General features: G+C 49.1%; 21 protein-coding genes. 14 read left to right on the top strand and 7 right to left on the bottom strand.

Annotated features, from left to right (window positions below):
- The first annotated feature begins 73 nt into the window (after positions 1-73).
- The 3 genes from ACO6UY_RS14425 to ACO6UY_RS14435 all read left to right on the top strand — a co-directional run bounded on the left by ACO6UY_RS14425 (position 74) and on the right by ACO6UY_RS14435 (position 3,997).
- Positions 74-1,108, top strand: a complete 1,035-nt coding sequence (locus tag ACO6UY_RS14425; RefSeq protein WP_422446557.1) for a hypothetical protein — start codon at positions 74-76, stop codon at positions 1,106-1,108.
- Between the two features lie 202 nt (positions 1,109-1,310).
- Complete coding sequence (locus ACO6UY_RS14430) at positions 1,311-2,756, top strand: OapA family protein (protein ID WP_422490365.1); 1,446 nt, start codon at positions 1,311-1,313, stop codon at positions 2,754-2,756.
- A gap of 131 nt (positions 2,757-2,887) precedes the next feature.
- Positions 2,888-3,997: an anhydro-N-acetylmuramic acid kinase gene (locus ACO6UY_RS14435; RefSeq protein ID WP_422459519.1), complete on the top strand. Its 1,110-nt coding sequence runs from the start codon at positions 2,888-2,890 to the stop codon at positions 3,995-3,997.
- Positions 3,998-4,010: 13 nt separating this feature from the next.
- Here the strand turns inward: ACO6UY_RS14435 and ACO6UY_RS14440 are convergent, their stop codons facing one another.
- Positions 4,011-5,366, bottom strand: a complete 1,356-nt coding sequence (locus ACO6UY_RS14440) for a hypothetical protein (RefSeq protein WP_422490367.1) — start codon at positions 5,364-5,366, stop codon at positions 4,011-4,013.
- A gap of 536 nt (positions 5,367-5,902) precedes the next feature.
- On the opposite strand from ACO6UY_RS14440, the gene ACO6UY_RS14445 reads away from it, so the two are divergent.
- The 4 genes from ACO6UY_RS14445 (at position 5,903) to ACO6UY_RS14460 (ending at position 10,475) form a co-directional block, all read left to right on the top strand.
- Positions 5,903-6,784, top strand: coding sequence for a hypothetical protein (locus ACO6UY_RS14445; RefSeq protein WP_422490369.1), 882 nt, complete (start codon positions 5,903-5,905; stop codon positions 6,782-6,784).
- Positions 6,785-6,986: 202 nt separating this feature from the next.
- Entirely contained in the window at positions 6,987-7,505 is a 519-nt protein-coding gene (locus tag ACO6UY_RS14450; protein ID WP_422490371.1) for a C2H2-type zinc finger protein, read from the top strand.
- A gap of 22 nt (positions 7,506-7,527) precedes the next feature.
- Positions 7,528-9,297, top strand: coding sequence for an SGNH/GDSL hydrolase family protein (locus tag ACO6UY_RS14455; RefSeq protein WP_422490373.1), 1,770 nt, complete (start codon positions 7,528-7,530; stop codon positions 9,295-9,297).
- A 131-nt stretch (positions 9,298-9,428) separates the two neighbouring features.
- Positions 9,429-10,475 carry an START domain-containing protein gene (locus ACO6UY_RS14460; protein WP_422490375.1) on the top strand — a complete coding sequence of 349 codons (1,047 nt, stop codon included), beginning with the start codon at positions 9,429-9,431 and terminating at the stop codon, positions 10,473-10,475.
- A gap of 25 nt (positions 10,476-10,500) precedes the next feature.
- On the opposite strand, the gene ACO6UY_RS14465 is transcribed toward ACO6UY_RS14460, so the two are convergent.
- The 3 genes from ACO6UY_RS14465 to ACO6UY_RS14475 all read right to left on the bottom strand — a co-directional run bounded on the left by ACO6UY_RS14465 (position 10,501) and on the right by ACO6UY_RS14475 (position 12,332).
- The gene (locus ACO6UY_RS14465) at positions 10,501-10,743 is read right to left on the bottom strand and encodes a hypothetical protein (protein WP_422446575.1); all 243 of its coding nucleotides are present in this window, start codon (positions 10,741-10,743) and stop codon (positions 10,501-10,503) included.
- A 41-nt stretch (positions 10,744-10,784) separates the two neighbouring features.
- On the bottom strand, positions 10,785-11,729 hold the full coding sequence (locus tag ACO6UY_RS14470; RefSeq protein WP_422446577.1) for a C2H2-type zinc finger protein: 945 nt from the start codon (positions 11,727-11,729) through the stop codon (positions 10,785-10,787).
- A gap of 180 nt (positions 11,730-11,909) precedes the next feature.
- Positions 11,910-12,332 carry an organic hydroperoxide resistance protein gene (locus ACO6UY_RS14475; RefSeq protein WP_422446579.1) on the bottom strand — a complete coding sequence of 141 codons (423 nt, stop codon included), beginning with the start codon at positions 12,330-12,332 and terminating at the stop codon, positions 11,910-11,912.
- A 158-nt stretch (positions 12,333-12,490) separates the two neighbouring features.
- Between ACO6UY_RS14475 and ACO6UY_RS14480 the strand changes: the two genes are divergently transcribed.
- Positions 12,491-12,901 (top strand): MarR family winged helix-turn-helix transcriptional regulator, encoded by a 411-nt coding sequence (locus ACO6UY_RS14480; RefSeq protein ID WP_276328469.1) that lies wholly within the window; start codon positions 12,491-12,493, stop codon positions 12,899-12,901.
- Positions 12,902-12,992: 91 nt separating this feature from the next.
- Here ACO6UY_RS14480 and ACO6UY_RS14485 read toward each other — a convergent pair whose 3' ends face one another.
- Complete coding sequence (locus tag ACO6UY_RS14485) at positions 12,993-13,409, bottom strand: hypothetical protein (RefSeq protein ID WP_101745577.1); 417 nt, start codon at positions 13,407-13,409, stop codon at positions 12,993-12,995.
- Positions 13,410-13,520: 111 nt separating this feature from the next.
- Between ACO6UY_RS14485 and ACO6UY_RS14490 the strand changes: the two genes are divergently transcribed.
- From ACO6UY_RS14490 to ACO6UY_RS14510, 5 genes are all read left to right on the top strand, one after another.
- Positions 13,521-13,763 (top strand): hypothetical protein, encoded by a 243-nt coding sequence (locus ACO6UY_RS14490; RefSeq protein WP_422446585.1) that lies wholly within the window; start codon positions 13,521-13,523, stop codon positions 13,761-13,763.
- Between the two features lie 665 nt (positions 13,764-14,428).
- A complete protein-coding gene (locus ACO6UY_RS14495) occupies positions 14,429-15,745 on the top strand; it encodes a dicarboxylate/amino acid:cation symporter (protein WP_422446587.1) in 1,317 nt (438 codons plus the stop codon).
- Positions 15,746-15,866: 121 nt separating this feature from the next.
- On the top strand, positions 15,867-16,511 hold the full coding sequence (gene thiE / locus ACO6UY_RS14500; protein WP_422446589.1) for a thiamine phosphate synthase: 645 nt from the start codon (positions 15,867-15,869) through the stop codon (positions 16,509-16,511).
- 80 nt (positions 16,512-16,591) lie between these two features.
- Complete coding sequence (hemL, locus tag ACO6UY_RS14505) at positions 16,592-17,887, top strand: glutamate-1-semialdehyde 2,1-aminomutase (protein WP_422446591.1); 1,296 nt, start codon at positions 16,592-16,594, stop codon at positions 17,885-17,887.
- A 52-nt stretch (positions 17,888-17,939) separates the two neighbouring features.
- Positions 17,940-18,593 carry a hypothetical protein gene (locus ACO6UY_RS14510; RefSeq protein WP_422468697.1) on the top strand — a complete coding sequence of 218 codons (654 nt, stop codon included), beginning with the start codon at positions 17,940-17,942 and terminating at the stop codon, positions 18,591-18,593.
- Between the two features lie 231 nt (positions 18,594-18,824).
- Here the strand turns inward: ACO6UY_RS14510 and ACO6UY_RS14515 are convergent, their stop codons facing one another.
- On the bottom strand, positions 18,825-21,245 hold the full coding sequence (locus tag ACO6UY_RS14515) for a hypothetical protein (RefSeq protein WP_422459528.1): 2,421 nt from the start codon (positions 21,243-21,245) through the stop codon (positions 18,825-18,827).
- Positions 21,246-21,331: 86 nt separating this feature from the next.
- Positions 21,332-21,658, bottom strand: a complete 327-nt coding sequence (locus ACO6UY_RS14520; protein ID WP_422446597.1) for a DUF1820 family protein — start codon at positions 21,656-21,658, stop codon at positions 21,332-21,334.
- Positions 21,659-22,040: 382 nt separating this feature from the next.
- Here ACO6UY_RS14520 and miaB point away from each other — a divergent pair, with 382 nt between their 5' ends.
- Positions 22,041-23,390 carry a tRNA (N6-isopentenyl adenosine(37)-C2)-methylthiotransferase MiaB gene (miaB, locus tag ACO6UY_RS14525; protein ID WP_422459530.1) on the top strand — a complete coding sequence of 450 codons (1,350 nt, stop codon included), beginning with the start codon at positions 22,041-22,043 and terminating at the stop codon, positions 23,388-23,390.
- The last annotated feature ends 174 nt before the right edge of the window (positions 23,391-23,564 follow it).

The following is a 23,564-nucleotide window of genomic DNA, read 5'->3' on the forward strand; positions in this document are numbered from 1 at the left end:
TCCAATCGGGCACTGTTTGATATTTCTGCTAAATCTCCGCAATACCGGCACCATCATAGCGGGAGGAAAAGTCTTGGATTTGCCACAACCACTGTCGACACCAACAGCTTCAACCTACTCTGCTGCTCTACCGGCAACATCCGCTGCCTCCCAGGAAAAAGAACCTTCGTACAAATCTGGGCAGACGGGTTCAAATTTTTCCGCAGGTGATGCTGCCTGGGTGGTAATGCGATCCCTGTCAACAGCCGCCGAGTGTCTGAATTTTGCCTGCAGAAAAGTGGCCGTCCTGTCCAGTGTTTGTTTGGGTGGTTTTACCGGGCTGCTGCAATATGCCCATGAGAACCTGGGGGATAGAACGGTTCAAAAGGTACCAGTGGCAGAAAATAGCAGAATTGAACAACAACTCACTGGTGATAAACAGCCTGGAGATAAAGCACAGCAAGCGGCTTATCTCCAGAATCCCCCGGTGGAAGAGTACGTCAGGCAAGGTGCCAACAAGTGGAAGCACTATATGGAGTCCGGCACTTCACCGGATTCTGAATACACCTGGATGTACCTTGCCGGTATGGTCATATCCATAACCCTCTCCATATCTGTGCTGGGTATAGTGGGTACAATGCTTCTGCATACGCCGCACTGGCTGTTTAAGGCAGAACCTTATATCCATCTCAATACACCAACGCCCCCCTCGCCTCAATCACCCTTCCAGGCGGCTGCAACTCTGCCTTCTGACCATCCGGATAGGCAATCCCCAGCCCTTGATCCGGCAGCGGATAGCCGACCTCTTGATAACCCGGCCAGCCATCCCCCTGTCGAACTACCGCCAACCGCCGTAACCTCAAGCCAGAGTCCCCCATCATCGCCAGCAGTAGAAACAAGCCATAATAGCCAGGGCTCCCAACAGCAACCTGAACCCGAAAACCAACACCGCACAGCTTCACTACATGAGCCACTGACCAATGCTCAAACCACTCAGCAGTCAGCCACCTGTCCTGCACCCTTTCCACATTCGGAACAGCAACCCTTACTACAAACAAGCCCGCACTCACCTATTAACTCACCCACGGGCGATCGCATGCCAACATCCGTTTCAGTGCATAAACTCTGACGATGAACAGCCCTGCATTTTCATTCCGCCTTGGAAAGACAAACCACAAGGCAATAGAATGATTCGTGATAATCAAGACACTAATGAAAAAACAGGATAATTGGCCTTGTATTGACGTACCTTTTCTGACAGATATGATTTACGATATTTTTTATCGTTATAATTTACTGATCACCACACTGAAGACAGCGTTAAAATCTTAATGAATAAAGCCATCCCGAGGGGCGCAACACGAATCAACCAGCGCCTGAAACAGTTCCCCAGGCGACACTTGCTGCTGGCAAGTACCATCGCTGCCAGCGTCATGGGATTGATGGCTCTTCTACCTTCTGGTGACGTAGAAGCCAGGCGCAATGAAATCCCGATGTCCATTGACGCATTCCAGCCTCAGGAAGCCAACACTGAGCTGACCAGCAGCCCCACAATTCCCGAATCTTCCCCATTTGTCAGCAATCAGAACGCTGATCAATCAGAAACAGCTATCAAAGAAGCAGAACAGGAAGCAGAAGCCAAGGCTCTGGCAAAAGCCGCCTACGACCTGGAGCAAAAACTGGGAAAATGGCACAGTGTCACCATTAAATCTGGTGATAATTTATCGGTGTTGTTTAATAGCCAGGGATTAAATGCCAGTGTTGTTTACCAGGTTGCCAACACCCCCAAATATGGCGAAACACTGGCCAGCATACGTCCGGGGGAATCCCTGGAGTTCCGGATTAATCAGGAAGGAACCCTGACCCAGCTGCGCTACGTCAAGTCCAGGCTGGAAAGCATTTTCTTTAACAGGGAAGACGATGGCTACCGGGCAGAACAGGTAACCCTGTCACCGGAAATCCACCCCACCTATGCCAGCGGCATTATTGAAAGCTCTCTCTTCCTTGCCAGCCAGAAAGCAGGCCTGTCCCAGAATCTGACCATGGAGCTGGCCGGCATTTTTGGCTGGGATATCGATTTTGTTCAGGATATCCGCAGTGGTGACAGCTTTAATCTGCTCTTTGAAGAGAAGTACCTGGAAGGGGAAAAACTGGGCGATGGCAATATTCTGGTAGCCAGCTTCACCAACCAGGGAGAGACCTATACCGCCATCCGTTATACCGACAGCAACGGCGATACCAACTACTATACCCCGGACGGAAAAAGCATGAAGAAGGCGTTTCTCCGCACTCCGGTGGATTTTACCCGTATCAGTTCAAGATTTAACCCCAACCGTCTGCACCCGGTGTTCAAGACCAAACGCCCTCACCGGGGGGTCGATTATGCCGCCCCGATGAATACCCCGATTAAAGCCGCAGGCGATGGCCGTGTGCAGTTCTCCGGCTGGCAGAATGGTTTTGGCAATGTGGTATTTATTCAGCACCCGAATAATGTGGTGACTGTGTATGCCCATGCCAATAAACTGGCCGGTCTGAAAAAAGGCCAGAGAGTTCGTCAGGGCCAGACCATAGCCTATGTGGGCAAAACCGGCTGGGCCACCGGGCCTCACCTGCATTATGAGTTTCGTGTGAATGGCGTGCACAGAAACCCGATGACGGTTAAGCTCCCGGATGCAGCCCCTATCGCCAAAAACGAAATGGCTAACTTCCGGAAAAAATCCGAACTGATGATAGCCAGGCTTGAGAAGCACAGGGAAACGCTGCTGGCCACGCAGTAGCCCTGCAAGTGATTGAAAAAACCGTAATGTGGGCACGTAAGGCGCAAAGCCATCTGGCTGTTTATTTTGCGCTTCACTGTCTTTGTCGTTAACCATAATGTCCCGATAAACCTTCCTTCCAGAGGCGAACCATGTCTGATATCTATATAGGGCTTATGTCAGGTACCAGCCTGGACGCCATGGATGCTGCCGCTGTTCACTTTGCTGGAAAGAGTCCAACACTCCTGGCCCACCACAGTACTGAGTGGCCCACTGAGTTGAAGCAAAAAATTCAACAGCTCTGCCAGCCTGGTCATGATGAAATCCGTCTGCTGGCGGAAGTGGACCCGGCCATTGCTTATGTCGCTGCAGAAACGGTCAATGGGCTTCTGAACAAAGCAGGACTGAGTGCTGATCAAATCAAGGCCATTGGCAGTCATGGCCAGACCATCAGACACATACCCGAGTCAGGCTACACCCTGCAGATCGGTGACCCTAATATCCTGGCAGAGCAGACCGGCATTACCGTTATTGCCGACTTCAGACGCCGGGATATGGCCGCCGGTGGTCAGGGAGCCCCACTGGTACCCGCCTTTCACCGTGCGGTTTTTACCAGCGAAACCGGCCACCGGGTAATCGTCAACATTGGCGGTATCAGCAATATATCGATCTTGCCCGCTGACAACGGTGAGCAAAAACCGGTAACCGGCTTTGATACCGGCCCCGGGAACCTTTTAATGGACTATTGGTGCCAACAGCAATGGGGGCAACCTTATGATAAGGATGGCTTTCATGCTGCCCGGGAGCCCTATGACCCGATCCTGCTGGAAACCATGTTAAGCGATCCCTTTTTCCGGTTACCCGCTCCCAAAAGTACCGGCCGGGAACTGTTCAACCCGGCCTGGCTCAACGCAATGCTCGAAGGCTTTCGTGGGCTGTCCCCTTCCACCATACAGGCAACCCTCTGTCGCTTAACCGCTCGTTGCATTGCCGATGCCATACAGCAACATGCCCCCGATACCGATGAAGTGTTTACCTGCGGCGGCGGTGCCAATAACAGCGCCCTGATGGCAATGCTGAAAGAAGAAATGCCCGGCATCAAGCTGGGATCAACCTCGGAGCTTGGTGTTGATCCTCAGTGGGTAGAAGCGATCGCCTTTGCCTGGTTAGCAAGACAGAATATGTTGCAGCTACCCGGCAACCTGCCTGCGGTTACCGGGGCATCGGGTTTGCGTTTGCTCGGTGGACGTTATTACCCGTGACAGCGGCAATGCATTACACGATGGCTTCTCCACAAACCGCTGTGCCCGCAGAGTCGACCGGAAATGTACTGATAACCTCCACCAGTGTCTGAACCAGCAGTTCTCTCTGTTCAGGAGTATCATCAGGGAATCTGCCAGTAACCATATTATTGATGGATTGCCTGATTCTGACTTCATCTCCGACTCCAACATTGTTGGCAAATGCCTTGAAATCCAGGTAACTCATTTTGGACACGTGCCGCTTAAAGGCCTGGCTTACCTCAGGCTCAAGGGACTCAAAGGCATTATCTTCAATAAATTGATACAGTCTGTCAGCATCATTCCCTGCACAGGGGTAGAATGCCGTCTCATCAAACGGTTCATCTGCTATCAGCAGGGCAGGTGAACCACTACGATTGGAAGACATATTCACCATATCGAGACTTTCTGATGGAAAAGCAGCAGGCACAGGCATAACCTCGGCTTCAACATTGACTAAACAGGGTAAAAATGGCTGAAATTCTTCCTCATCACTGTCATAGGAAAGTGGATATTCCACATTAACTGAAGAACCGGCATCCTGATTAACGCTTTCCACATCCCATGACCCGGCTTGCTGATAATCCGCTTTCAGCAGCAGGTCAGGCCTGGTATCGCGGTTGACTGATTCCCTTTGCCGAAGGGTTGAAATATCTTCCATGGAAATTTCAACGGACTTGCTGTTATTTATTTGATCTTTAGGGCCAGATTCTGAATCCAGAATTTTACTGCTCTGACTTTTATCCGTTTTTTTGGTATCACTGCCGGAACAAAAGCGTGTCAATAAAATACCTGCAACCCCCACAGTGATAAAAAATAATCCAGCGACGTATAATCCGCCAATACCGGAAGAGTCCTCATTATTCTGTGCTGAGGAAGCAGAGATAGCATCTTGTAATGATGCCGTAGTGTTTTTATTAAAGGCCAGATTTGAGGGAGGTGTTGAATTGTAATGGTTGCCAGTTGATGAAGAACTCTCATTCAAGCTAAAAATACCACTCCCGGCAGCGAGCAGAAGTGCCAGCCCCACAAGTGCCAGACAGGTTCCTCCACATATAGCCTCAAGGGTTTCATCCGTTTTTTTCCCCAGCAAGATTGCCTGACAACCGGGTTGGGTCACTTCTCTTTGCGATATGGCTTTACTGTGACTCTGGACTCCGGGTTCCTCGATCGGCTCCGTTCTGCAGTTAACAACGGCGTCTGAATCCTCCTTTACCACGGCCCTGGTTCCGGTAAACCCTTTAGATTCAATGGCGTCTTGTGAAGATGATGGCTTCAGGGTGCCATCAGCAGGATCAATAGCCTGTTGATACTGAACTTCATTACCTGAAGCTGTGCCTGTAATGCCCATAGTACTTTATTACCTGATTATCAGTATTTTTTTCATAAGATGAGAATCAAAACAATCCAAACAGCATTTAAGCAAATAATCTGCACAGGATCCTTTTGTTTCCTAATAAAAGAAAATAAAACAATACTTTTATAAAAATTATTAGTCATAAACTATAATTTAATATTTCAATAATTAGATAATTACATGAACAAAGTTAACGTAGACTCAAATATCATTCTTGGTTATTCCCGATTACAGGATTTTCTAACAGCACATTTAATACCAACCAACAACTTCAATTAACAGTTTAAAGCTTCTGAATCGCCCGGTTCTGCTGAAATTGTGCCCTTCTCGCTTGCAGTGGCTCACGGGCAGTCGGGAACAGCTAAGGTTTCCAAAGAGTTTTACATCGTTATTGCTGATATCCATATCAATCATTTATGCATTTTTGACATAAATAGTAAGCGACTTGTGTCAGGAGGGAACTTTTATAAAGTATGAGAGGTCTTAAGCTTTAATTCAATATCTCAATAATTCAATAATTCAATAATTCAATGTACATATCCGATTTTGACTCAATTTTCATTTCTGACTACTCATGGTTACAGGAGTTTCTGGATGAACACTCAATACCAAATGATCCTTTAGATTCACAGCCAAGTATGGCTGGCCACTCTATACAGACACCTGACTCATTCTATGATGGGTATTTAAATCAGGATGTAATAGATCTGGACACACTACCGGCTCCACATTCACTGAGTGATTTTTCAATTTCTCATTTACCATCCACAACAAAATTTGAGCAAATAACCCATAAGTTGTCTCCGGAAAATTCATTAGCTGTTTTTTCTCAGCCACCATCACGTCCAGTTGTTCAAGTTGATCCATTAAATAAAGACCCACAAGAGCAAGTTACAATTGAAACCAGTCAGTTTAAAGCACATGAATCGTCCGGTTCTGATGAACCTCGGCTCCTCACGCTCGCTGTACCTCACGAGCAATCCGGGAAAATCAAGGCTGCCAAAGCCCGGGCACAGTCCGAGAAAAAGAAGGATTGCCGGAAGGCTTACGAGCAGTCCGAGAAAGGGAAGGCTGTCAAGAAGACTTACCAGCAGTCCGAGAGAGGGAAGGCTGTCAAGAAGACTTACCAGCAGTCCGAGAGAGGGAAGGCTGTCAAGAGGACTTACCAGCAGTCCGAGAAAGGGATGGCTGTCACGAAGACTTACCAGCAGTCCGAGAAAGGGAAGGCTACCAAGAGGGCTTACGGACAGACCGAGCAACGGAAGGCTTATATTAAGGCTTACTACAAAGTTCTCAGGAATACCGGTGATAAAGAACAAGCAAAAATCGCTGGTAAGCAAGCTGCCGCCTTGGTAAGGAATAAAGCAAAAAATAATGGGCTTGAATCTACCTCTATGCCCCGAAAGAGGTAGAAGAGACCGTTACACTGACTACGAAATACTCGCTTACGGCATGGGATGAGTCTTTACCGGGCAAGAGTCGAACCTGCTTTCAACGAATGACTTCAGCTCATGGAGCCTCACACATCCTTGGGCTTAGGGCCTGTCGCGAAGGAACTTTTATAAAGAGAAGTGATCAGTGATCCAAAGTATTATTGAATAATTCAGTCATCCCATGTTGAGCAATAACAATAATTTACGACAAATCTGTTTTTGCGGCCTCCTTGGCCTGGCTCCTGTCGCCCATACTCAGGCCAATGATCAATCACGCCCTGCCGTTTATCAACAAATGCCTGTTTCTTTAGCTTCCCCTCAGCCAAACAATTTAACTAATGGTCCGGAAAGGTTATCCAACCGCAATCCAGCGGCAAAAGACTCAAAGGGCAAAAAATTTACATGCAGCCGTAAAGAGTGTGGTGAAACATTCAGATTTGATATTGAACGTTGCCTGCACGAGAGATCGGTTCATCAGATTACAAAAAACTATAAATGCCACGTATGTAAAAAACGGTTTACTCAAAAAGCTGGTTTAGAAAGACATGCCTCTGTCCACTCTGGGGTTAAACCATATCTTTGCCTGATATGCGTTAAATCTTTTTCTCAATCTTCTAACTTATATACTCATATAAAAAACTGCCATCAGATTCAGCCTGTAAATCATGATAGCTGGGTTAAAATTGAGGAACATGGGTAAGTAGTTCAGTCAGGGCCAGACCATGAAAAACTGTTGGTATACACTGATCACCTGCTGCCTGGTTTTGTTTTCCCTGCAAACCAGTGCGCACCATGAGCCGAATATAAGCCGTCCTGTAGTAATCAAACCTGAGCCATGGAGCCCCCATACCTTACTGGTATTTGGGGACAGCCTCTCAGACAGTCATGGTGATGATTTTCATACACCTGATTCAGCGCTTTCTACCTTCAATCTGCTGAAAACCCTGAGGGGGGATTTCAACCCGATGGTCGAAGAGCCACCCATTGATCTGAGCCAGTTCTTCTCCCGCGCCAGCAGCATCCGGAATATTAAACAAACATTTGCACTTTATCGGATAGAACTTCAGGCAGAAAAACGTGAACAAAGCTTTATCCGGCGGCTAATGACCGGGTTGGAAGAGCATGCTGTGAACCAGCTGGAATCACTGCTGACGAACATACTGGCAGGCCTTGAATACATGGAACAGAAGCTGGACAGTCCCCTGCTCGGGGCGGTACAACGCACCACCCGCTTTCTCCGCACTATTCAGCATTCCTATATTGCCCGTCAGATGCCTTCCATCAAAAGTATCAGCAGACTTCTGGCCAATAAGACCGAGGCCCTGGGTGAAATTATCAGGGCAGACCTGTTCTCTATGATTCCTGCCGTGGCTGAAGAGACCTTACTGTCAACCACCAGCCAGTTTGCAGACCAGATCCCTCTCCTGCCGGACAGCCAGCACTACGAAAAAGGGAAGTGGACCACCGGCAGAGAGATGGATTTGATGTGGCCCGAGGTGCTGGTCAGAATGATGTCATACCCGAATCAGCACAAAGTGAACCTTGATAACCGGGCCATGGCAGGCAGCTGGATACTCTGTGCTGAAAGTAAGCTGGGCAGACCCGGTGCCTTCCTGAGTTCTGTGGAGGGGGTCATGGATGCTGTTGTCACGCTCTTTCAGGGCAGCCTTATACCCCCTTGTGAGGGTCTGATTGTGCAGTCCTATCTGAGTGAGCGCAATGGCAAGGTCGGTAAAGACACTTCCAGCCCACTGATCCTGCCGGACACCCTGGTGGTCTTTTTTAATGGCGGTAATGATTTCCTGAATAACTGGCAGGAACCTGACGATATTGCCCAGGAACAGGCTCAGGATATTTACAATGTGCTGCAAGCAGGTGCTCAGCGGGTTATCGTGTTTTCACTGCCCGATATCACTTCCACACCCAGGTTTCTTAACGCCCCCGAACGACAGGAGTTGCATGAAAAATGGCGGGTATACAATGCCAGCCTGAGTATGAGAATCAACCTGCTAAGGGAATCATTTCCTCAGCACTCTGGTTATCGTGTCATGAAAATTGATGGTGAAGAAATGTTTGAAGTTCTGCGACAAGATCCTCAATGGGATTTTGTGCACCCTATTCTGAATATTCCGATACCGGGTATAGATGACGATGGAGAGGTTGAAATAGATCGCCGGGCCCTTATTGCACAAAAGCGAAAAGAGGCTGAACAGCAGCGCAACATTTTTACCCGGGAACTGCTAAACAATGCGGCATTTGATGACAGCTGGCACCCCGTCTGCAATCATCTGTCTCAGATAGCTCCGGGAAAAACAGCATTTTACAGCGACAGTGTGCATCCGAGTGCAGAGGCCCATTATGCCATTGCAGAACAAGTGTGTCAGATCCTGGAAGACCGGTTTAACATTCCCTGCGATACCAGCAACTACCCTGAGGCACTGGCCATAAAAGAGGCACAACATCGCAAACATCAATTGGTTTTAAGTAATTAATGCCAGGAGGTTGAAAACAATTGTCCTGACAATCAGGGCAGATAAAACCGACATTACTCGACTTGACATTTATTTTTCATGGGCTTTTATAGTGGCATTGTGCAAGTTGATCAAGACTATCTGGTTACAAAATGCGAGCATGTCAAGGTAATCCCCAATTTGATGAATACAGTAGTAGATCAATTAGCAGGCCGGGGTCCCAGCGTCAGATTGATGTCGGTACATGGCATACTAATTCAGTTTCCGTAGAAGAAAATGTAGCCCACTCTATTCAAGCCTTACCTGAGGGTGGCAAGCAGGAATCAGCAACAACATCAGCAAAAAAGCCATTAGAAGACAGGCAAATATCACCAGGTTTTCAGGTAACACACTCCCCGGACGGGAACGCTGCAAGGTGTCCGGTTACCCCTGTCTTTGTTGAATCAAAGGGGCAGAGGTACAAGCTGATGCAACTGCCCGACTTCGTTAAACTGCGTGACTTCGCCGGGAGCCAGGATGGCAAGTGGACAAAAGTCTATGAGGATAGCCAGAAAGCTCTTCTCGTGGAGTCCAGGCCAGAGGATCTGAAGCCTGGTGAGAAAGGCTCCGGATTCAACATTGTCCGTGCAACTGTCCAGTGGGACGATATTAATCCCGAAACGCTGTTCAACACACTGCATGATGCAGACTACCGCAAAACCTGGGACAAGAAGATGGTTGAGGGGCGCGACATCTGTCAGCTGGATTACCGGAATGACATTGGATACTACGCAGTGCAACCCCCTTGGCCGATCTCGAAACGTGATTTCTGCAACATGCGCTCCTGGATGGAATTTACCAACGGTGAGTATATCATTATGAACCACAGCGTGGACCATGCAGACTGTCCTGAGCGGGAAGGATTTGTAAGGGCTCGCTCATTTATCACTGGGTATTACATGATACCGACCCATTGTGGCGGGACTAAACTGATATTTATCTCGCACTCTGATCCAAAGGGTTCCATACCGGCGTGGCTGGTTAACAACCTCTTGGGCAAGGTGATTCCTGACACTATTACTAACTTGCATGATTGTGCCCTGAAATACGATACCTGGGCTTCAGAGAACCATGGCTCTGATACAAAATATAAATGGCGTACACCAAAGATCGACTGGAACGACTTTACCCGGGAAGTCCAGGATAATTATGATGACTGATCCTTATGAGTGCGTTCGTGTCTTCTCAGATTTTGCTTCGTGATATATCCCCTATCGCAACCCCCAAACTCACATGGAAATGGATAAGCTTTTCTTCGCCCGGCTTACGTTTGATGCCAGGGTCATAAGGCTTGTCTTGAGCTATTACCTGTCGGTTAAAAGATGCTGAGGCCGATGCTGTTTGCCCGATGGCCTTAGCCAATAAAAATTGAGCGATAGCTTCAATTTTTGAACCTGATCCGGAGGCTTTGACATACCTTGAATTCATATTATTTTAGATTTAGCTCCATGGCAAAACTCTTACCGAATTCACGAACTCTCATTTAAATGACTACGTTCATGTAATTTCATCTTGTTCTTTGTGATAAATCTCCTGCCACAATCCACAAACTCACATTTAAATGGCTTATAGCCCGTATGAATGCGTCGGTGTACTTGCAGATTTTGACTCGTGGTAAACTTCTTATTGCAGTCCACATACTCACATTTATATGGCCTCTCCCCCGTATGAATGCGTCGGTGTACTTGCAGATTTTGACTCGTGGTAAACTTCTTATTGCAATCCACATACTCACATTCATATGGTCTCTCCCCCGTATGCATGCGTTGGTGTCTTTTTAGATCAGACTTCCTGGCAAACGCTTTTCTGCAACCCTCAGAATCACATTCATACGGCCAATGCCCCGTATGAATGAATTGGTGTGCTTTTAGATCATAATTCCTGGCAAATGTTTTTCTGCAACCCGCAAAATCACATTTAAACGGCTTCAGCCCCACATGAGTACGTTGGTGTACTTGCAGATTATTGCTTCGAGTAAATGTTTTACCACAACCATCCCATCTACATCGATAAGTTTTTCTTTCTTTTAATGGCAGGGCTACTTTACTGGGTGGCTGGTACTCCTGTTCACTGGTCTGCAAGTTTTGCCCATAACATTCAACCAAGGGGTAAAACTCGTAGCGTTGACTGTTCTGACCCGATCCTGAAAACTGTTGACCCTGTCTGCCAGAAACCGGGTTTGCAAGGGTGGTTAATGTGCATCTTTTCTCGCTGAAGTCTTGAGTGACACGCTTTTCTTCGCCGGGCTGACGTTTTAAGCCAGGGTAATAAGGCTTGTCTTGAGTTCTTACCTGTCGGTTAAAAGATGTTGAAACCGATGCTGTTTGCCCGGAACTGGCCTTAGTTGCTAAAAATGGAGCGATAACTTCAACTTTCGAACCGGGCTGGTTAGCCGTGACATTAACTGAATTCATGAATTTGTCATCTTTTTTGATTGATACTTGAATTATGACATATTCATGGTTGTATGATGCTTCATCCGGAATATGGATAAATCATCCGACTCCAGGAGGCTGCATTGAAAAGTAATGATGCCCGCTTTTGCATGCATCATTACGTCCCATCAAGACAATTTTCAGGCGTGCATTTCCGGATTAAATAAGCTGACCATTGGCGGATATCTGAACATCAATGTTGCCACGGACGGCATTAGAGTATGGACACACCTGATGTGCAACCCGAACCAGTTCCAAAGACTGCTCCCGGGGTAAATCCAGGTTTACTGTCAGACTGACAGTAAGTGCAAAGCCACCACTGGCATTCGGGCCAATGCCCACTTCGGATGTGACCGGGGCAGCTTGCAAAGCTACCTTGCTTTCACGGGCAACATGAAGAATGGCGTTTGAGAAGCAGGCAGCGTAACCCGCGGCAAACAGCTGCTCAGGATTCGTCGCCGCACCAGTACCACCCATTTCTTTTGGGTAGGACAGCTCCAGATTTAACATACCATCGTCTGTTTTTACCTGTCCGTTACGACCAGCCAGAGCAGTTGCCTGAGTTTTATAGATAGAAGTCATGGTAATATCCTTTGCCATTTATATTGTGAACAACTTAATTGCTGACAATATTTTATCTGAAAAAGAGCGAAAGACAAGTATATTGTGTGCAATTTATTTTATGGGTGCGGCTGATGGCTCTTTGTGAACAGAAAACTCAACTCTCTGCGGAAGAGCACATGTTGCTGGATCATCAGGTGTGTTTTCCGCTTTATAGTGCATCAAATGCCGTGGTTCGGACTTATCGTCCATTACTGGATAAGCTGGATCTGACGTATGCCCAATATCTGGTGATGATGGTGTTGTGGGAAAATGATGGCATCAGTGTAAAGGATATTGGCGCAAGACTGCATCTGGATTCTGGCACATTAACCCCTCTTTTGAAGCGGCTGGAGGGCAAGGGCCTGGTCGAACGTGGACGCAGTGAGCAGGACGAACGCGTGCGCGTGTTAAAACTGACTGAGGAAGGAACCGGATTAAAAAAAGAGGCGTTGCAGGTGCCTGCTCAAATGAAGTGTAAAATCCAGCTTGACCTTGATGAATTAATCACTTTAAAAAAGCTGTGCGAAAAAATAGTTGCAACGCTGTAGAACATTAATGCAAAAAAGGCCTGACACCCCTGCAATGCACACTCTCTGCCCGGGAAAGACATACCAGTGCCTTCAGGATGTGACACAACCGTTAAACACTGTGCCGTCGACTCAATGTCTGGCGGGCAACGTCGTTGCCGGGATTATTAGATAACCTGACGTTATTATCCTGATCGTTGGTTTCCAACCACTGATTGATTGAGGCTGCTGTGGGAGTAACGGTGTGATTATCTGCACCCGGGAACAACGCATTCAAACCATTGGTAACATTTCGCACACCATCGACAACCGCCAATAATGAATGGTGAATTGAATACCCACATAAGTAACCCAGGCCTGCGCCAACCGCACTGGAAGCAGCCAACGTCACCAATCCTGGATCCTGGACTTTTTTAATGCAAATAAGAAACCCTGCGAACACCCCATAGCCTGTAAGTGCTTTTACCAGGTTAGGTGTTTCAGCTTGCTGCCCGGAAGTAGCAGGCGTATAAGAAATGCTTATGTTCATTATTCTTTTCCTCAGGATCACGAAAGTCTCAGAGTAGCACAAGAGACAGACTGTCATTAATTTGGAGGCATTGTCGGCACTGATTACCAGGGTAAAGGTACCGGTCAGGCATTGATCCACTTTGGCCTGCGTACATTAAAAGACAATGGCACAGAGTTGGTATTCACCTATGGTGATCCTGATTACTACTGTCGAACAGGTTTTGCGCCTGTCAGTGAAACCGTGATCAAAGCACCACTGCCGTTGTCCCATCCGGAAGGTTGGTTAGGCCAGTCGCTGGTTAGTAAGGAGATTGAGCCAATCGCTGGCAAACCACACTGTGTCGAGGCGATGAATAAGCCGGACATCTGGTAATCAAGTAACAGGGTAGTCAATATCTGCCGCTGTCAAGAATGATGTAATACGATCGTGCAAAATAATCATGGTATTAGGCACAGCATCAGCATCACGGATGATTTTCTCCACGGCATAAGCCGTTTCAACATTCTCAGGCCAGGGCTTGCGAAACCTCAGGGCTGATATCCAGGAGGCTGACCGAGAATAGCGCCCGTAGCGAGGATGGCAGAAAATTGAGGATAAAAAGTCGGAAATTTTTAGTGAATAGTGGTTCTATTTGCTAAAAATTTCCGACTTTTTAGACCAATTTGCTGCCACCGCAGTAGGGCAGTCTATTCTCGGTCAGCCTCCCAGGCATGGTGACAACATGCCTGGCCTCCAAAACTTTCACAAAAGTGCTTTGGCAACATTAGCAGCGAATAATGGCTGAAATACTTTTCCGGGGGACATCAAAAGCCCCCCCTACTCGCCTGAAACTGGCTGGTTATGCCTTCAATTGCACAAATCCGGCCCTGATCACGGCTTCAGGAAATCCGATAATTTTCAACTAAAATAAGGATTTACCATAAGGAAATAGCATTTTTTCATCTTTGTCGGGAACTTGTTACTGATAAAGCGTTCCAAATAAGTAAGGGGGCATAAGTCAGCAGAGCCGTTTCACTTTCATATTGAGAGGAGAATGTATGATGCAGAAAAATTTAGCCCCTCAAATACTGATTGCCCTGATACTGGGAATGGCCACTGGTATCATTATCCAGTTGGCTGCCTCTCCCGAAGGTATTATCCAGAAATATCTGGTCAGTGGCCTCTTTCATGCCGTTGGTGTGATGTTTGTGGCAATGATTAAAATGCTGGTTGTCCCCCTTATTTTTGTCTCCATTGCCCACGCTGTGTGCAGCATTAACGACATCACCCAAGTCGGTAGACTGGGGGTTAAAACCTTTGGCATCTATCTGGGCAATACATTTTTTGCCATCCTGTCAGCCATTGTTATCACATTGATGGTGGCACCGGGTACCGGAGCCAATCTTGGCCACGTTGACCAACTGGTTCGCTCTGGCCAGTCTGAACTCCCTTCACTGCTGAATATGATTATTAACGTGGTACCAGTGAACCCCTTTCAGGCGTTGGTAGAAGGCAATATTCTGCAAATCCTGTTTATGGCAATCATTACCGGGGTTGCCATAAAGAAGCTGGAAAACCACGAAACCCACAGTGTCAGCAATGCTATTTCACTGGCCAACAGCGTGATGATGAAACTGATTGGCATGGTCATGAGTATGGCTCCCATCGGGGTTTTCTTTCTGACCGCCAAACTGGCTGCCACATTAAACGGCAGCAGCATTTTAAGTGTGCTGTCCTATGTGCTGACCTGCCTGCTCATTATGTGCCTCTGGCTGTTTGTTATTTATCCGGTGCTGATCGGGCTGGTGATTAAACGTTCCCCTCTGGTGTTTATCCGTCACACCCGTGAACAGGTCATTTTTGCCCTCTCTACTGCCAGCTCTAACGCTTCGATCCCCATTACCTATCAGACACTGATCGAAAAGTTCCAGGTCCCAGCACATATCGCCGGCTTCACGGTTCCCCTGGGAGCCACCATTAATATGTCCGGTTCTGCTATCTATATGAGCGTTGCCGCCCTGTTTGTGGCCAACGCCTGGCATATTGACCTGAGCCTTCTGGAAATGGGCACCATGGGCTTCACCACCTTCCTTCTGGCCGTTGCTACTGGCGGTATACCCGGCGGTGCAGCAGTCTCCACCGGAGTACTGTTACACACCATGGGGCTACCCGTTGAAGCCATGGCGATTATTCTGGCGACTGACCGGATTACCGATGCCGGCTGCACGGTCACCAATGTTGTTGGCAACACGGTTGCCGGCATTCTCTGCTCAGTGGGCGAAGCCCACCCTGAAGCCGACGAAGATAGCTCAACAGTCAGTGAGAGAGCTGCCATCGATGCTGATGCATTACCGGGCAAACCTGATGTTTGTTAGAACACATTTTTTCCACGGAATATGATGAATACTGGTCTTATGTTTAATAATGAACGTCCATTAAAGACAAGGACGATAAACTGGTATAATCTGCCGGATATTTAATAATTGGGTATGGACCATGCATAGATTTCACGGCCTGTACGGTATTACCGATAGTCAACTGCAACCCGATGACAGAATACTGTTCGAAACGGTAGAGCAGGCTCTGATGGGCGGTATGAAAATCCTGCAATACCGCGATAAAAGCCTCGACTCCGGTAAAAGACTGCGACAGGCCGGAGCATTGAAGGTTCTCTGCCATCAATACCAGGCCATGCTGATCATCAACGATGACATTGAGCTGGCCCTTGATGTGGAAGCCGATGGCGTTCACCTTGGCCAGCAGGATGACAGTATTGCCGATGCCAGAGCCCGGCTGGGTGATTATGCCATTATCGGCATCAGCTGCGAGGGCTCTCTGGAAAAGGCAAAAGCGGCTGCTGAACAGGGAGCCAACTATATTGCCTTTGGCAAGTTTTTCCCCTCCCGAACCAAACCCGATGCTAAAAATGCCGAGCTTGCCATTCTGACCCGGGCACGGGAAATGTTTGACCTGCCCATCGTCGCCATTGGCGGCATTACCACGGACAATGCTTCTGAGGTGATTTCTGCCGGTGCTGATATGGTTGCCGTCGTTAATAACCTGTTTGCGGCACAGAATATCCGGGATCGGGCCCGGAATTTTATAGCTCTGTTTAACGATACACAGCGTAAAGCTGTTTAACCTTCCACAGTTGCACAATAAAGAATAGCGGCCAAAACCCCGGGGTTAAGCCGCACAGCCTATGTTAAGGAATTGCCACCATGTCTCGTTCTGAACAACTTTTTGACGATGCCCAGACGGTCATCCCCGGGGGAGTAAACTCACCGGTCAGAGCATTTAAAGGAGTTGGCGGCAAGCCCATCTTTTTTAAAAAAGCCCGTGGCGCGCATCTTTATGATGTGGACGGCAGGGAATACATTGACTACATCGGCTCCTGGGGCCCCATGATCCTCGGCCACAACCACCCGGATGTGATCGCTGCCGTGCGTGATCAGGCCCTGGCTGGCATGAGCTTTGGTGCACCCACGGAGCTGGAAACCCGACTCGCCAAGATGGTACGGGCGATGGTGCCCTCCATGGAGCTGCTGCGCATGGTCAACTCCGGCACTGAAGCAACCATGAGCGCCATTCGTCTGGCCCGGGGCTTTACCGGTCGTGACCGAATCATCAAGTTTGAAGGCTGCTACCACGGCCACTCCGACTCACTGCTGGTAAAAGCCGGTTCCGGTGCCCTGACCCTGGGTGTGCCCAATTCACCGGGAGTGCCCGCTGCACTGGCGGAAAAAACCATTACCCTGACCTACAACAACCTTGCCGAGGTGGAAGAAACCTTCCAGCAGGTTGGTGATGAAATTGCCTGTATCATCATTGAACCGGTGGCTGGCAACATGAACTGTATTCCACCCGTTCCCGGTTTTCTGGAAGGCTTGCGCAAGCTGTGTGATGAATACGGCACTGTCCTTATATTTGATGAAGTCATGACCGGTTTCCGGGTTGCACTGGGTGGTGCCCAGGCCTATTACGACGTAACGCCGGATCTGACGACACTGGGTAAAATTATTGGCGGTGGTCTGCCCGTGGGTGCTTTTGGTGGTCGCCGGGAGATTATGGAGCACCTGGCACCACTGGGCCCTGTTTACCAGGCCGGAACACTCTCTGGTAACCCGCTGGCCATGGCTGCCGGTCTGGCCACACTGGAAAATCTGTCTACCCACGGCTTTCATGAATCCCTGACGGAGAAAACCACGGTACTTCTGCAAGGTCTCAGAGAAAAAGCAGAAGCCGCCGGTATTCCTTTTACCACATCCCAGGTAGGCGGCATGTTTGGTCTATTTTTCACCGACCAGCATCATACCGACAATACCATAGACAGCTTCACCAAAGTGATGGCCTGTGACACCGGGCGCTATGCCAAATTCTTCCATGGCATGCTGGATAATGGCGTATACTTGGCACCCTCAGCATTTGAGGCTGGATTTATATCCATAGCCCATGGTCAGGCAGAGCTGGACGCTACATGGAGTGCGGCAGAGAAAGCATTCGCCCGATTATCCTGAGTCCGGAAGGCTGATCTTCGGAGTATTTTATTAAATGACTGGTTAAGCAATTTTGCAAACAATGAGTTCTCTGGCTATTTCCGATGCCGTGCTGGCCTTTGCCTGCCTTTTTGCTGTTTTTCTTATGGCACAGCAAAAGAGTTTCGCTGACGTTCATCGCTTTTCTGCCACTGCTGCCTTGCTGGGATTCCTGCTAATGGCGCTGGCATCCATTACTGGCAGCCTGCGTTATGGTATCTCCAGTGCCTGGTCAGGCCCCCACGAGATGCTGGTGAATGCTGCCATGTTTCTTGCGCCGCCTCTGACCGGAATTGCCACCTGTCTTGGCGTTAGCGTCAGCAGCTGGAGTCGGGCCGCCTGGGGTCGGCTGATACTGGGTGTGTGCGTGGTTTACGAAGTCTGTCGATGGTACGGTTTAGACATTATTTACCGTGACCTGCAAATGGCTGTGCTACTGATTTTCGCGTCATTTCTGCTATTGCGCTCAACGGTGGAGTCCGGGCCGAAGTGGCTGATCATCGCTTCTGTTACCAGCTATTTTACCGGCGCGCTGATCATCGGTACTGAAGGCACACTGGCTGGCTATCTGAGGCTGGATTTATTCCGGTACCTGATTGGACTGGGCAACCTGCTGTTGAGCAGTGGACTGTATCTGCTCTTTAAAAACCGGTATCAAAACGACAACGACAAGCAGTTATCGGCCTGAGCCTTATCAAGCCGGGAACCTAGTACATGGTTTCAATGAGTGTGAAGGGTTGTCGTGCCTCCGCACTCCGTTCGTCCTGAGTGCTGAGCTTGTCGAAGTATCGAAGGACCCATAGGGCCTAAAGGCGGAAACTCCGGACTCTGATAGATCGTGCCAAGCACCCTTCGACTCCGCTCAGGGTGAACGGAGATTGTACACGTCAAACTCTTTGAAACCATGTACTAGGCAATATCACACCCCCAGGTAATACAGAGGATCGGCAATGCGTTTTAACGCAAAAAACTCATGCCCCTTGTCATCATAAACTTTTCTTAGCTTGTGGCTGCTGACCAGGCCACTCAACTCAGAAAAAACATGGCCAAAACCGGAGCATCCGGATCGCAGGCGCTTGCAGGCCTCAGCGTCCTTTTTTTGCTCCGGGTTCTGATGGTGCCGCTGAATCAGCATCTCCTGCAACCGGCCACTGAGGATACGCTTCTCTATGGGCTGTGCCAGGTAACAGGCCATGGCCCGGGAGACCCAATCCAGGGCAAAGTGCAACATTTGCCATTTTGCCTCCTTCTCATCATTCAGTTGGTCACCGGCCAGGATGACCGCGTTCATCTGCTCGGGAAAAATACACTGCCGCAAGTAGAACCAGGCTGCATCTTCGCAAACACGCCCATAGACCTGGTCCTGCATCAGCCACTGTTCAATACACAACTGCTCACTGGCAAGATCACTTTTGTTTCGATGGGCATTAATCTCCCGGACAAACCTCTGAACCATCAAATCACTATCGCTGAAGCGCCCCTCCCTTGGCATAAACAGCTGCCGTGGGGCCGTTGCCCCGGCCACCTTCTCAGGCGCTGGCCTCAAAGATGTAACCGGTGAAAGTTGGTCTATCTGTGCCGCTTCCGGGGTTTTATCCGGATGTTCGCGGTCTTCAGAATCTGATTGTTCAGGCAAATCAGACTCCGACGGCAAATGCCTCTGCTTAACCGGCCGGACAACTTCAGGTGTTTGCTCCGTATCCGGACTGTGCTGCTTCGGGGCAACCACGTTCCCTCTGAACTCCGCCCTGCTGCGCTGATGTGTTTTTCTTTTTTTCCTGCTTTTCCTGCTGCCAGATTCAACGACAACCGGCGTTTTAACAGCATCTGTTGCTGCAGTGCTGGTTACGGCAGGAATATTTAACTCACAGATTTCAATTAATGAATCCAGCCTTCGCCTGAGGGACTCTGGCAAACCGGGTAAGCTGCGCAGCTGCTGATACAGTTCCCGGGACTTTTCAAACCGACCAAAACCCAGGTTAATATCACCCGCATCTTTGAGCAGCAGCGGGGACAAGCCACTGTCTGCCGCATTAGCCAGATGTATAAGGGCGATCAGCGGATGTTTTTCAAACCCTGTGGAACAAAGGTACATTAGCCCTTTGGTCAACTTCATAAGCCCACTTACAAAGCGTGACTCCTTCGCCTCAAGACGTTGCTCGAAGTACTTATACAGCCTTCTTTTCGTATCCCCCTTGCCTGCATCCTTGAATACCCCGCCAAGCAGATTATTTATTGTCCCTTTCGATACCCGCAACTTCGCCCCCGATTCCTCAAACACTTGCCTGAGATCGTTATGGTTATAGCGGTTGCGCCTGGAGCGAAGTTCGAGCCTGCCACCTTCCTGTCGGGAACGAATAATGTCACTCCAGTCCAAAGTAATGATCTGCCTCAGCCCTTCCGGATAGTCAGCAAACTTTTTGATCTCAGGCTTGGCATTGGTACCCATTATCAGCCCCCCCAAATCCAGCATGAACAAGTCACGGGGCGTCATTTTTTCAAGACAGCTTTTGAAGTGTTTGTCAGTCAGCTTGAGGAGGGTAGTGAATGCATCCATCAGCTCCCGGGCAAAAGTCCGTTCCAACATAATCATTTCAGAGCTCCGATTCAGGAACGGAACCAGCAGACGCGGGATAAGAAAGGGTGAAACCAGCAGCAGCTTATCTGTATTACAACTCAGCTTCACCAGCAGCCAGGCGGCGGGAAAAAATTCAGTCTCCCGGACCAACTGAGAAAGCTCCTGCACCTGCTCATAATCCATAGAAGAGGGTGACTGTCCGGAAATCAGCAAATATAGCTCAACAGCCCTGAGATAAAGGTCGAGAAAATCCTTATCAATATTCTTAAGCTTTGCCAGGATGGGTTCAGTGGCTTCAGGCTCCCCGGCATATTGCAAAGCCAGAAATCCTGACAACAGAAAATTGCATTTCTTACCATTACTGACGAAGGGAGACAATTGCTCTTCTTCATCACAAATGCATGCAGCTAAAATGCGCATTATCGCCCGGCTATCGAAGGGGTGCGATGTACCAAAGGCGGACATCACCGCGACCACTTTTTCCCGGCTCGATAAATGGTTGTTCTTTTCGCTGTTAACAGGGTTACCCATTAACAGCCCGGGGCCATGATCAGATACAGCGGTTGCAGAGGTGCAGGGAGCGGCATCGGGGAACGTAGCAACAGGGAACCCTGAACATGCCGGTGATGAGACATTAACCACTGCCAACTCTCGTCCCCACGCGATGGCTGAGGCTGAACCAGAAGCAGACATCGCATCACTGCCCCCTGGGACAGCACTGCCAACTTCCAGTGACTTAAGAGAATCTGACAGTGAATCCATAATATCCCCCACTACCGGCACAGGCCAAAGGATGACGGTGCTGATGCCATGGATACGAGCTGTGACTGCCTAACCAGCGGTTAAGTTCAGTCCCTGCTGGGAATATGGGGCATCACGGGGAAGGGTCGGACATTATCACCCTGTGCTTCAAAAACCTTGCCGGTTCCCTCTTTTTCCACCTCATCAATACGAATAATGGTATTCAGTGGAATGTAACTGCGCTTTACACCTTCAAACGCTGCCTTCAGTTTCTCTTCGCCCGGGTCAACCAGTAGCTGACTGCGCTCACCGAAGACAAACTCCTCAACCTCAATGAAACCCCAGAGTTCACTCTGGAAGATCTGTCGGGCGTAGATTTCAAACACTTCGCCCTGATTTTGAAAAATCACACGGAAAATGGGGGTTTTCGCCATTAGGTTCTAGTACCACGTTAATTCTGCCCAGACGTTTTACGGCTTGAGCTGACCATAGGATTTCAGGGCGCAGATCATAACACAAAGCCTGACTGCAATGGTTTGCCTAAATACACTGGAATGTACAAATCTGACCGGATCGATTATTCGTCATCCCACGCCCGCACTCTGCAATGACCACAATACAATCTATGTAATCACGGTTTAACCGGGCTCATCCTTGACTATCCTCCATGGTGCAGGGTAGCTATAATGCCCGGTTTATGAACAACAGGCTTGGCCTCGCTGCAGGTTTGAGCCCTCCAGGAGGCTGTTTGGGAATAGCGCCCACAGGGTGGACTATTCCCGGACAGCCTCCCGGCACAAGCCAGTAAAGTGTGAAATGAGCAAAAAACTGTATATCAAAACCCATGGTTGCCAGATGAACGAGTACGATTCCGCCCGTATGGCTGATCTGCTCGGCGAGACTCATACCCTGGAGCTGACGGACAATCCGGAAGAGGCGGATGTCCTGCTGGTAAACACCTGCTCCGTGCGGGAAAAAGCCCAGGAAAAACTGTTCCACCAGCTGGGTCGCTGGCGAAAACTGAAAGAGAAAAACCCGGACCTGATCATCGGCGTTGGCGGCTGCGTTGCCAGCCAGGAAGGTGATGAGATCCGTAAACGGGCACCCCAGGTTGATGTGGTGTTTGGCCCACAGACCCTGCACCGTTTGCCGGAAATGATCGATGCCAGCAAGGCCAACCATATTCCCGTGGTGGACGTTACCTTCCCGGAAATTGAAAAGTTTGACCGTTTGCCGGAACCCAGTGTGGATGGTCCAACGGCGTTTGTCTCCATTATGGAAGGCTGTGACAAGTACTGCACTTACTGCATCGTTCCATATACCCGTGGTGCGGAAATCAGCCGCCCCATGGATGACGTTATTGCTGAATGCTATGGCCTGGCGGAAAAAGGCGTTCGGGAAATCAACCTGCTGGGGCAAAACGTCAACGCCTATCGTGGTGAAAAACACGATGGCTCCGTCTGTGACCTGGCGGAATTGATCACGGTGGTGGCTGCCATTGACGGGATTGACCGTATCCGCTTTACCACCTCTCACCCACTGGAGTTTTCAGACAGCCTGGTCAATGTCTACGCCGAAGTTCCCGAGCTGGTCAGCCATCTGCACCTGCCGGTACAGAGTGGTTCTGACCGGGTCCTGCAACTGATGAAACGGGAGCACACCGCAGCAGACTACCTGAAGAAAATACGACAGCTTCTGGCTATCCGCCCTGACCTGAAGCTCTCCTCGGACTTTATTGTCGGCTTCCCGGGAGAAACCGATCAGGACTTTGCAGACACCATGAACCTTATTGCAGAAGTGGGCTTTGACGCCTCGTTCAGTTTTATCTTCAGCAAGCGCCCCGGAACTCCCGCCGCCGATATAAAAGACAATGTTCCCGAGGAAGTGAAGAAACAGCGCCTGCAGATTTTGCAGAACCGCATTAATCAGCAGGTTATTCAGATCAGCCGTCGTCTGGTGGGCAGCACCCGGAAGATTCTGGTGACCGGTTACTCCAGGAAAGATCCGGGACAATTATCAGGACGTACCGAGTGCAACCGGGTAGTGAATTTCCAGTGTGCTGACCCTCGCCTGATTGGCCACTTTGCGGATGTCGAGATTGTTGAAGCGTTGCCGCACTCTCTGCGTGGTACGCTGATCAGTTCCGAGCTGGACAGCGTGGCCTGAGAAAAAGAGGCGTAATGCCTCTTTTTCCTGACTGGCTTACATTCAGAGACCATCGTAATAAGTAGCTAACCATATGAAATCACATATTTCTGACTCCTTGTTCAGGCACTCTGCTTCGTTACAACTCCGGTCACATAGCTACGGCTATGCTCCCTCCGTTGTGCCTCGCATAGC

The organism is Endozoicomonas sp. ALE010 (genome assembly GCF_049310165.1).
GTDB lineage: Bacteria > Pseudomonadota > Gammaproteobacteria > Pseudomonadales > Endozoicomonadaceae > Endozoicomonas.

What these genes read in the sequence shown, in the direction of transcription:
- ACO6UY_RS14440 (WP_422490367.1), bottom strand. Translation starts at nt 5,366, where the DNA reads ATGGGCATTACAGGCACAGCTTCAGGTAATGAAGTTCAGTATCAACAG.
- ACO6UY_RS14520 (WP_422446597.1), bottom strand. Translation starts at nt 21,658, where the DNA reads ATGGCGAAAACCCCCATTTTCCGTGTGATTTTTCAAAATCAGGGCGAA.
- ACO6UY_RS14430 (WP_422490365.1), top strand. Translation starts at nt 1,311, where the DNA reads ATGAATAAAGCCATCCCGAGGGGCGCAACACGAATCAACCAGCGCCTG.
- ACO6UY_RS14475 (WP_422446579.1), bottom strand. Translation starts at nt 12,332, where the DNA reads ATGACTTCTATCTATAAAACTCAGGCAACTGCTCTGGCTGGTCGTAAC.
- hemL (WP_422446591.1), top strand. Translation starts at nt 16,592, where the DNA reads ATGTCTCGTTCTGAACAACTTTTTGACGATGCCCAGACGGTCATCCCC.
- ACO6UY_RS14495 (WP_422446587.1), top strand. Translation starts at nt 14,429, where the DNA reads ATGATGCAGAAAAATTTAGCCCCTCAAATACTGATTGCCCTGATACTG.
- thiE (WP_422446589.1), top strand. Translation starts at nt 15,867, where the DNA reads ATGCATAGATTTCACGGCCTGTACGGTATTACCGATAGTCAACTGCAA.
- ACO6UY_RS14485 (WP_101745577.1), bottom strand. Translation starts at nt 13,409, where the DNA reads ATGAACATAAGCATTTCTTATACGCCTGCTACTTCCGGGCAGCAAGCT.
- ACO6UY_RS14445 (WP_422490369.1), top strand. Translation starts at nt 5,903, where the DNA reads ATGTACATATCCGATTTTGACTCAATTTTCATTTCTGACTACTCATGG.
- ACO6UY_RS14465 (WP_422446575.1), bottom strand. Translation starts at nt 10,743, where the DNA reads ATGAATTCAAGGTATGTCAAAGCCTCCGGATCAGGTTCAAAAATTGAA.
- ACO6UY_RS14480 (WP_276328469.1), top strand. Translation starts at nt 12,491, where the DNA reads ATGTTGCTGGATCATCAGGTGTGTTTTCCGCTTTATAGTGCATCAAAT.
- ACO6UY_RS14470 (WP_422446577.1), bottom strand. Translation starts at nt 11,729, where the DNA reads ATGAATTCAGTTAATGTCACGGCTAACCAGCCCGGTTCGAAAGTTGAA.
- miaB (WP_422459530.1), top strand. Translation starts at nt 22,041, where the DNA reads ATGAGCAAAAAACTGTATATCAAAACCCATGGTTGCCAGATGAACGAG.
- ACO6UY_RS14455 (WP_422490373.1), top strand. Translation starts at nt 7,528, where the DNA reads ATGAAAAACTGTTGGTATACACTGATCACCTGCTGCCTGGTTTTGTTT.
- ACO6UY_RS14450 (WP_422490371.1), top strand. Translation starts at nt 6,987, where the DNA reads ATGTTGAGCAATAACAATAATTTACGACAAATCTGTTTTTGCGGCCTC.
- ACO6UY_RS14460 (WP_422490375.1), top strand. Translation starts at nt 9,429, where the DNA reads ATGCGAGCATGTCAAGGTAATCCCCAATTTGATGAATACAGTAGTAGA.
- ACO6UY_RS14435 (WP_422459519.1), top strand. Translation starts at nt 2,888, where the DNA reads ATGTCTGATATCTATATAGGGCTTATGTCAGGTACCAGCCTGGACGCC.
- ACO6UY_RS14515 (WP_422459528.1), bottom strand. Translation starts at nt 21,245, where the DNA reads ATGGATTCACTGTCAGATTCTCTTAAGTCACTGGAAGTTGGCAGTGCT.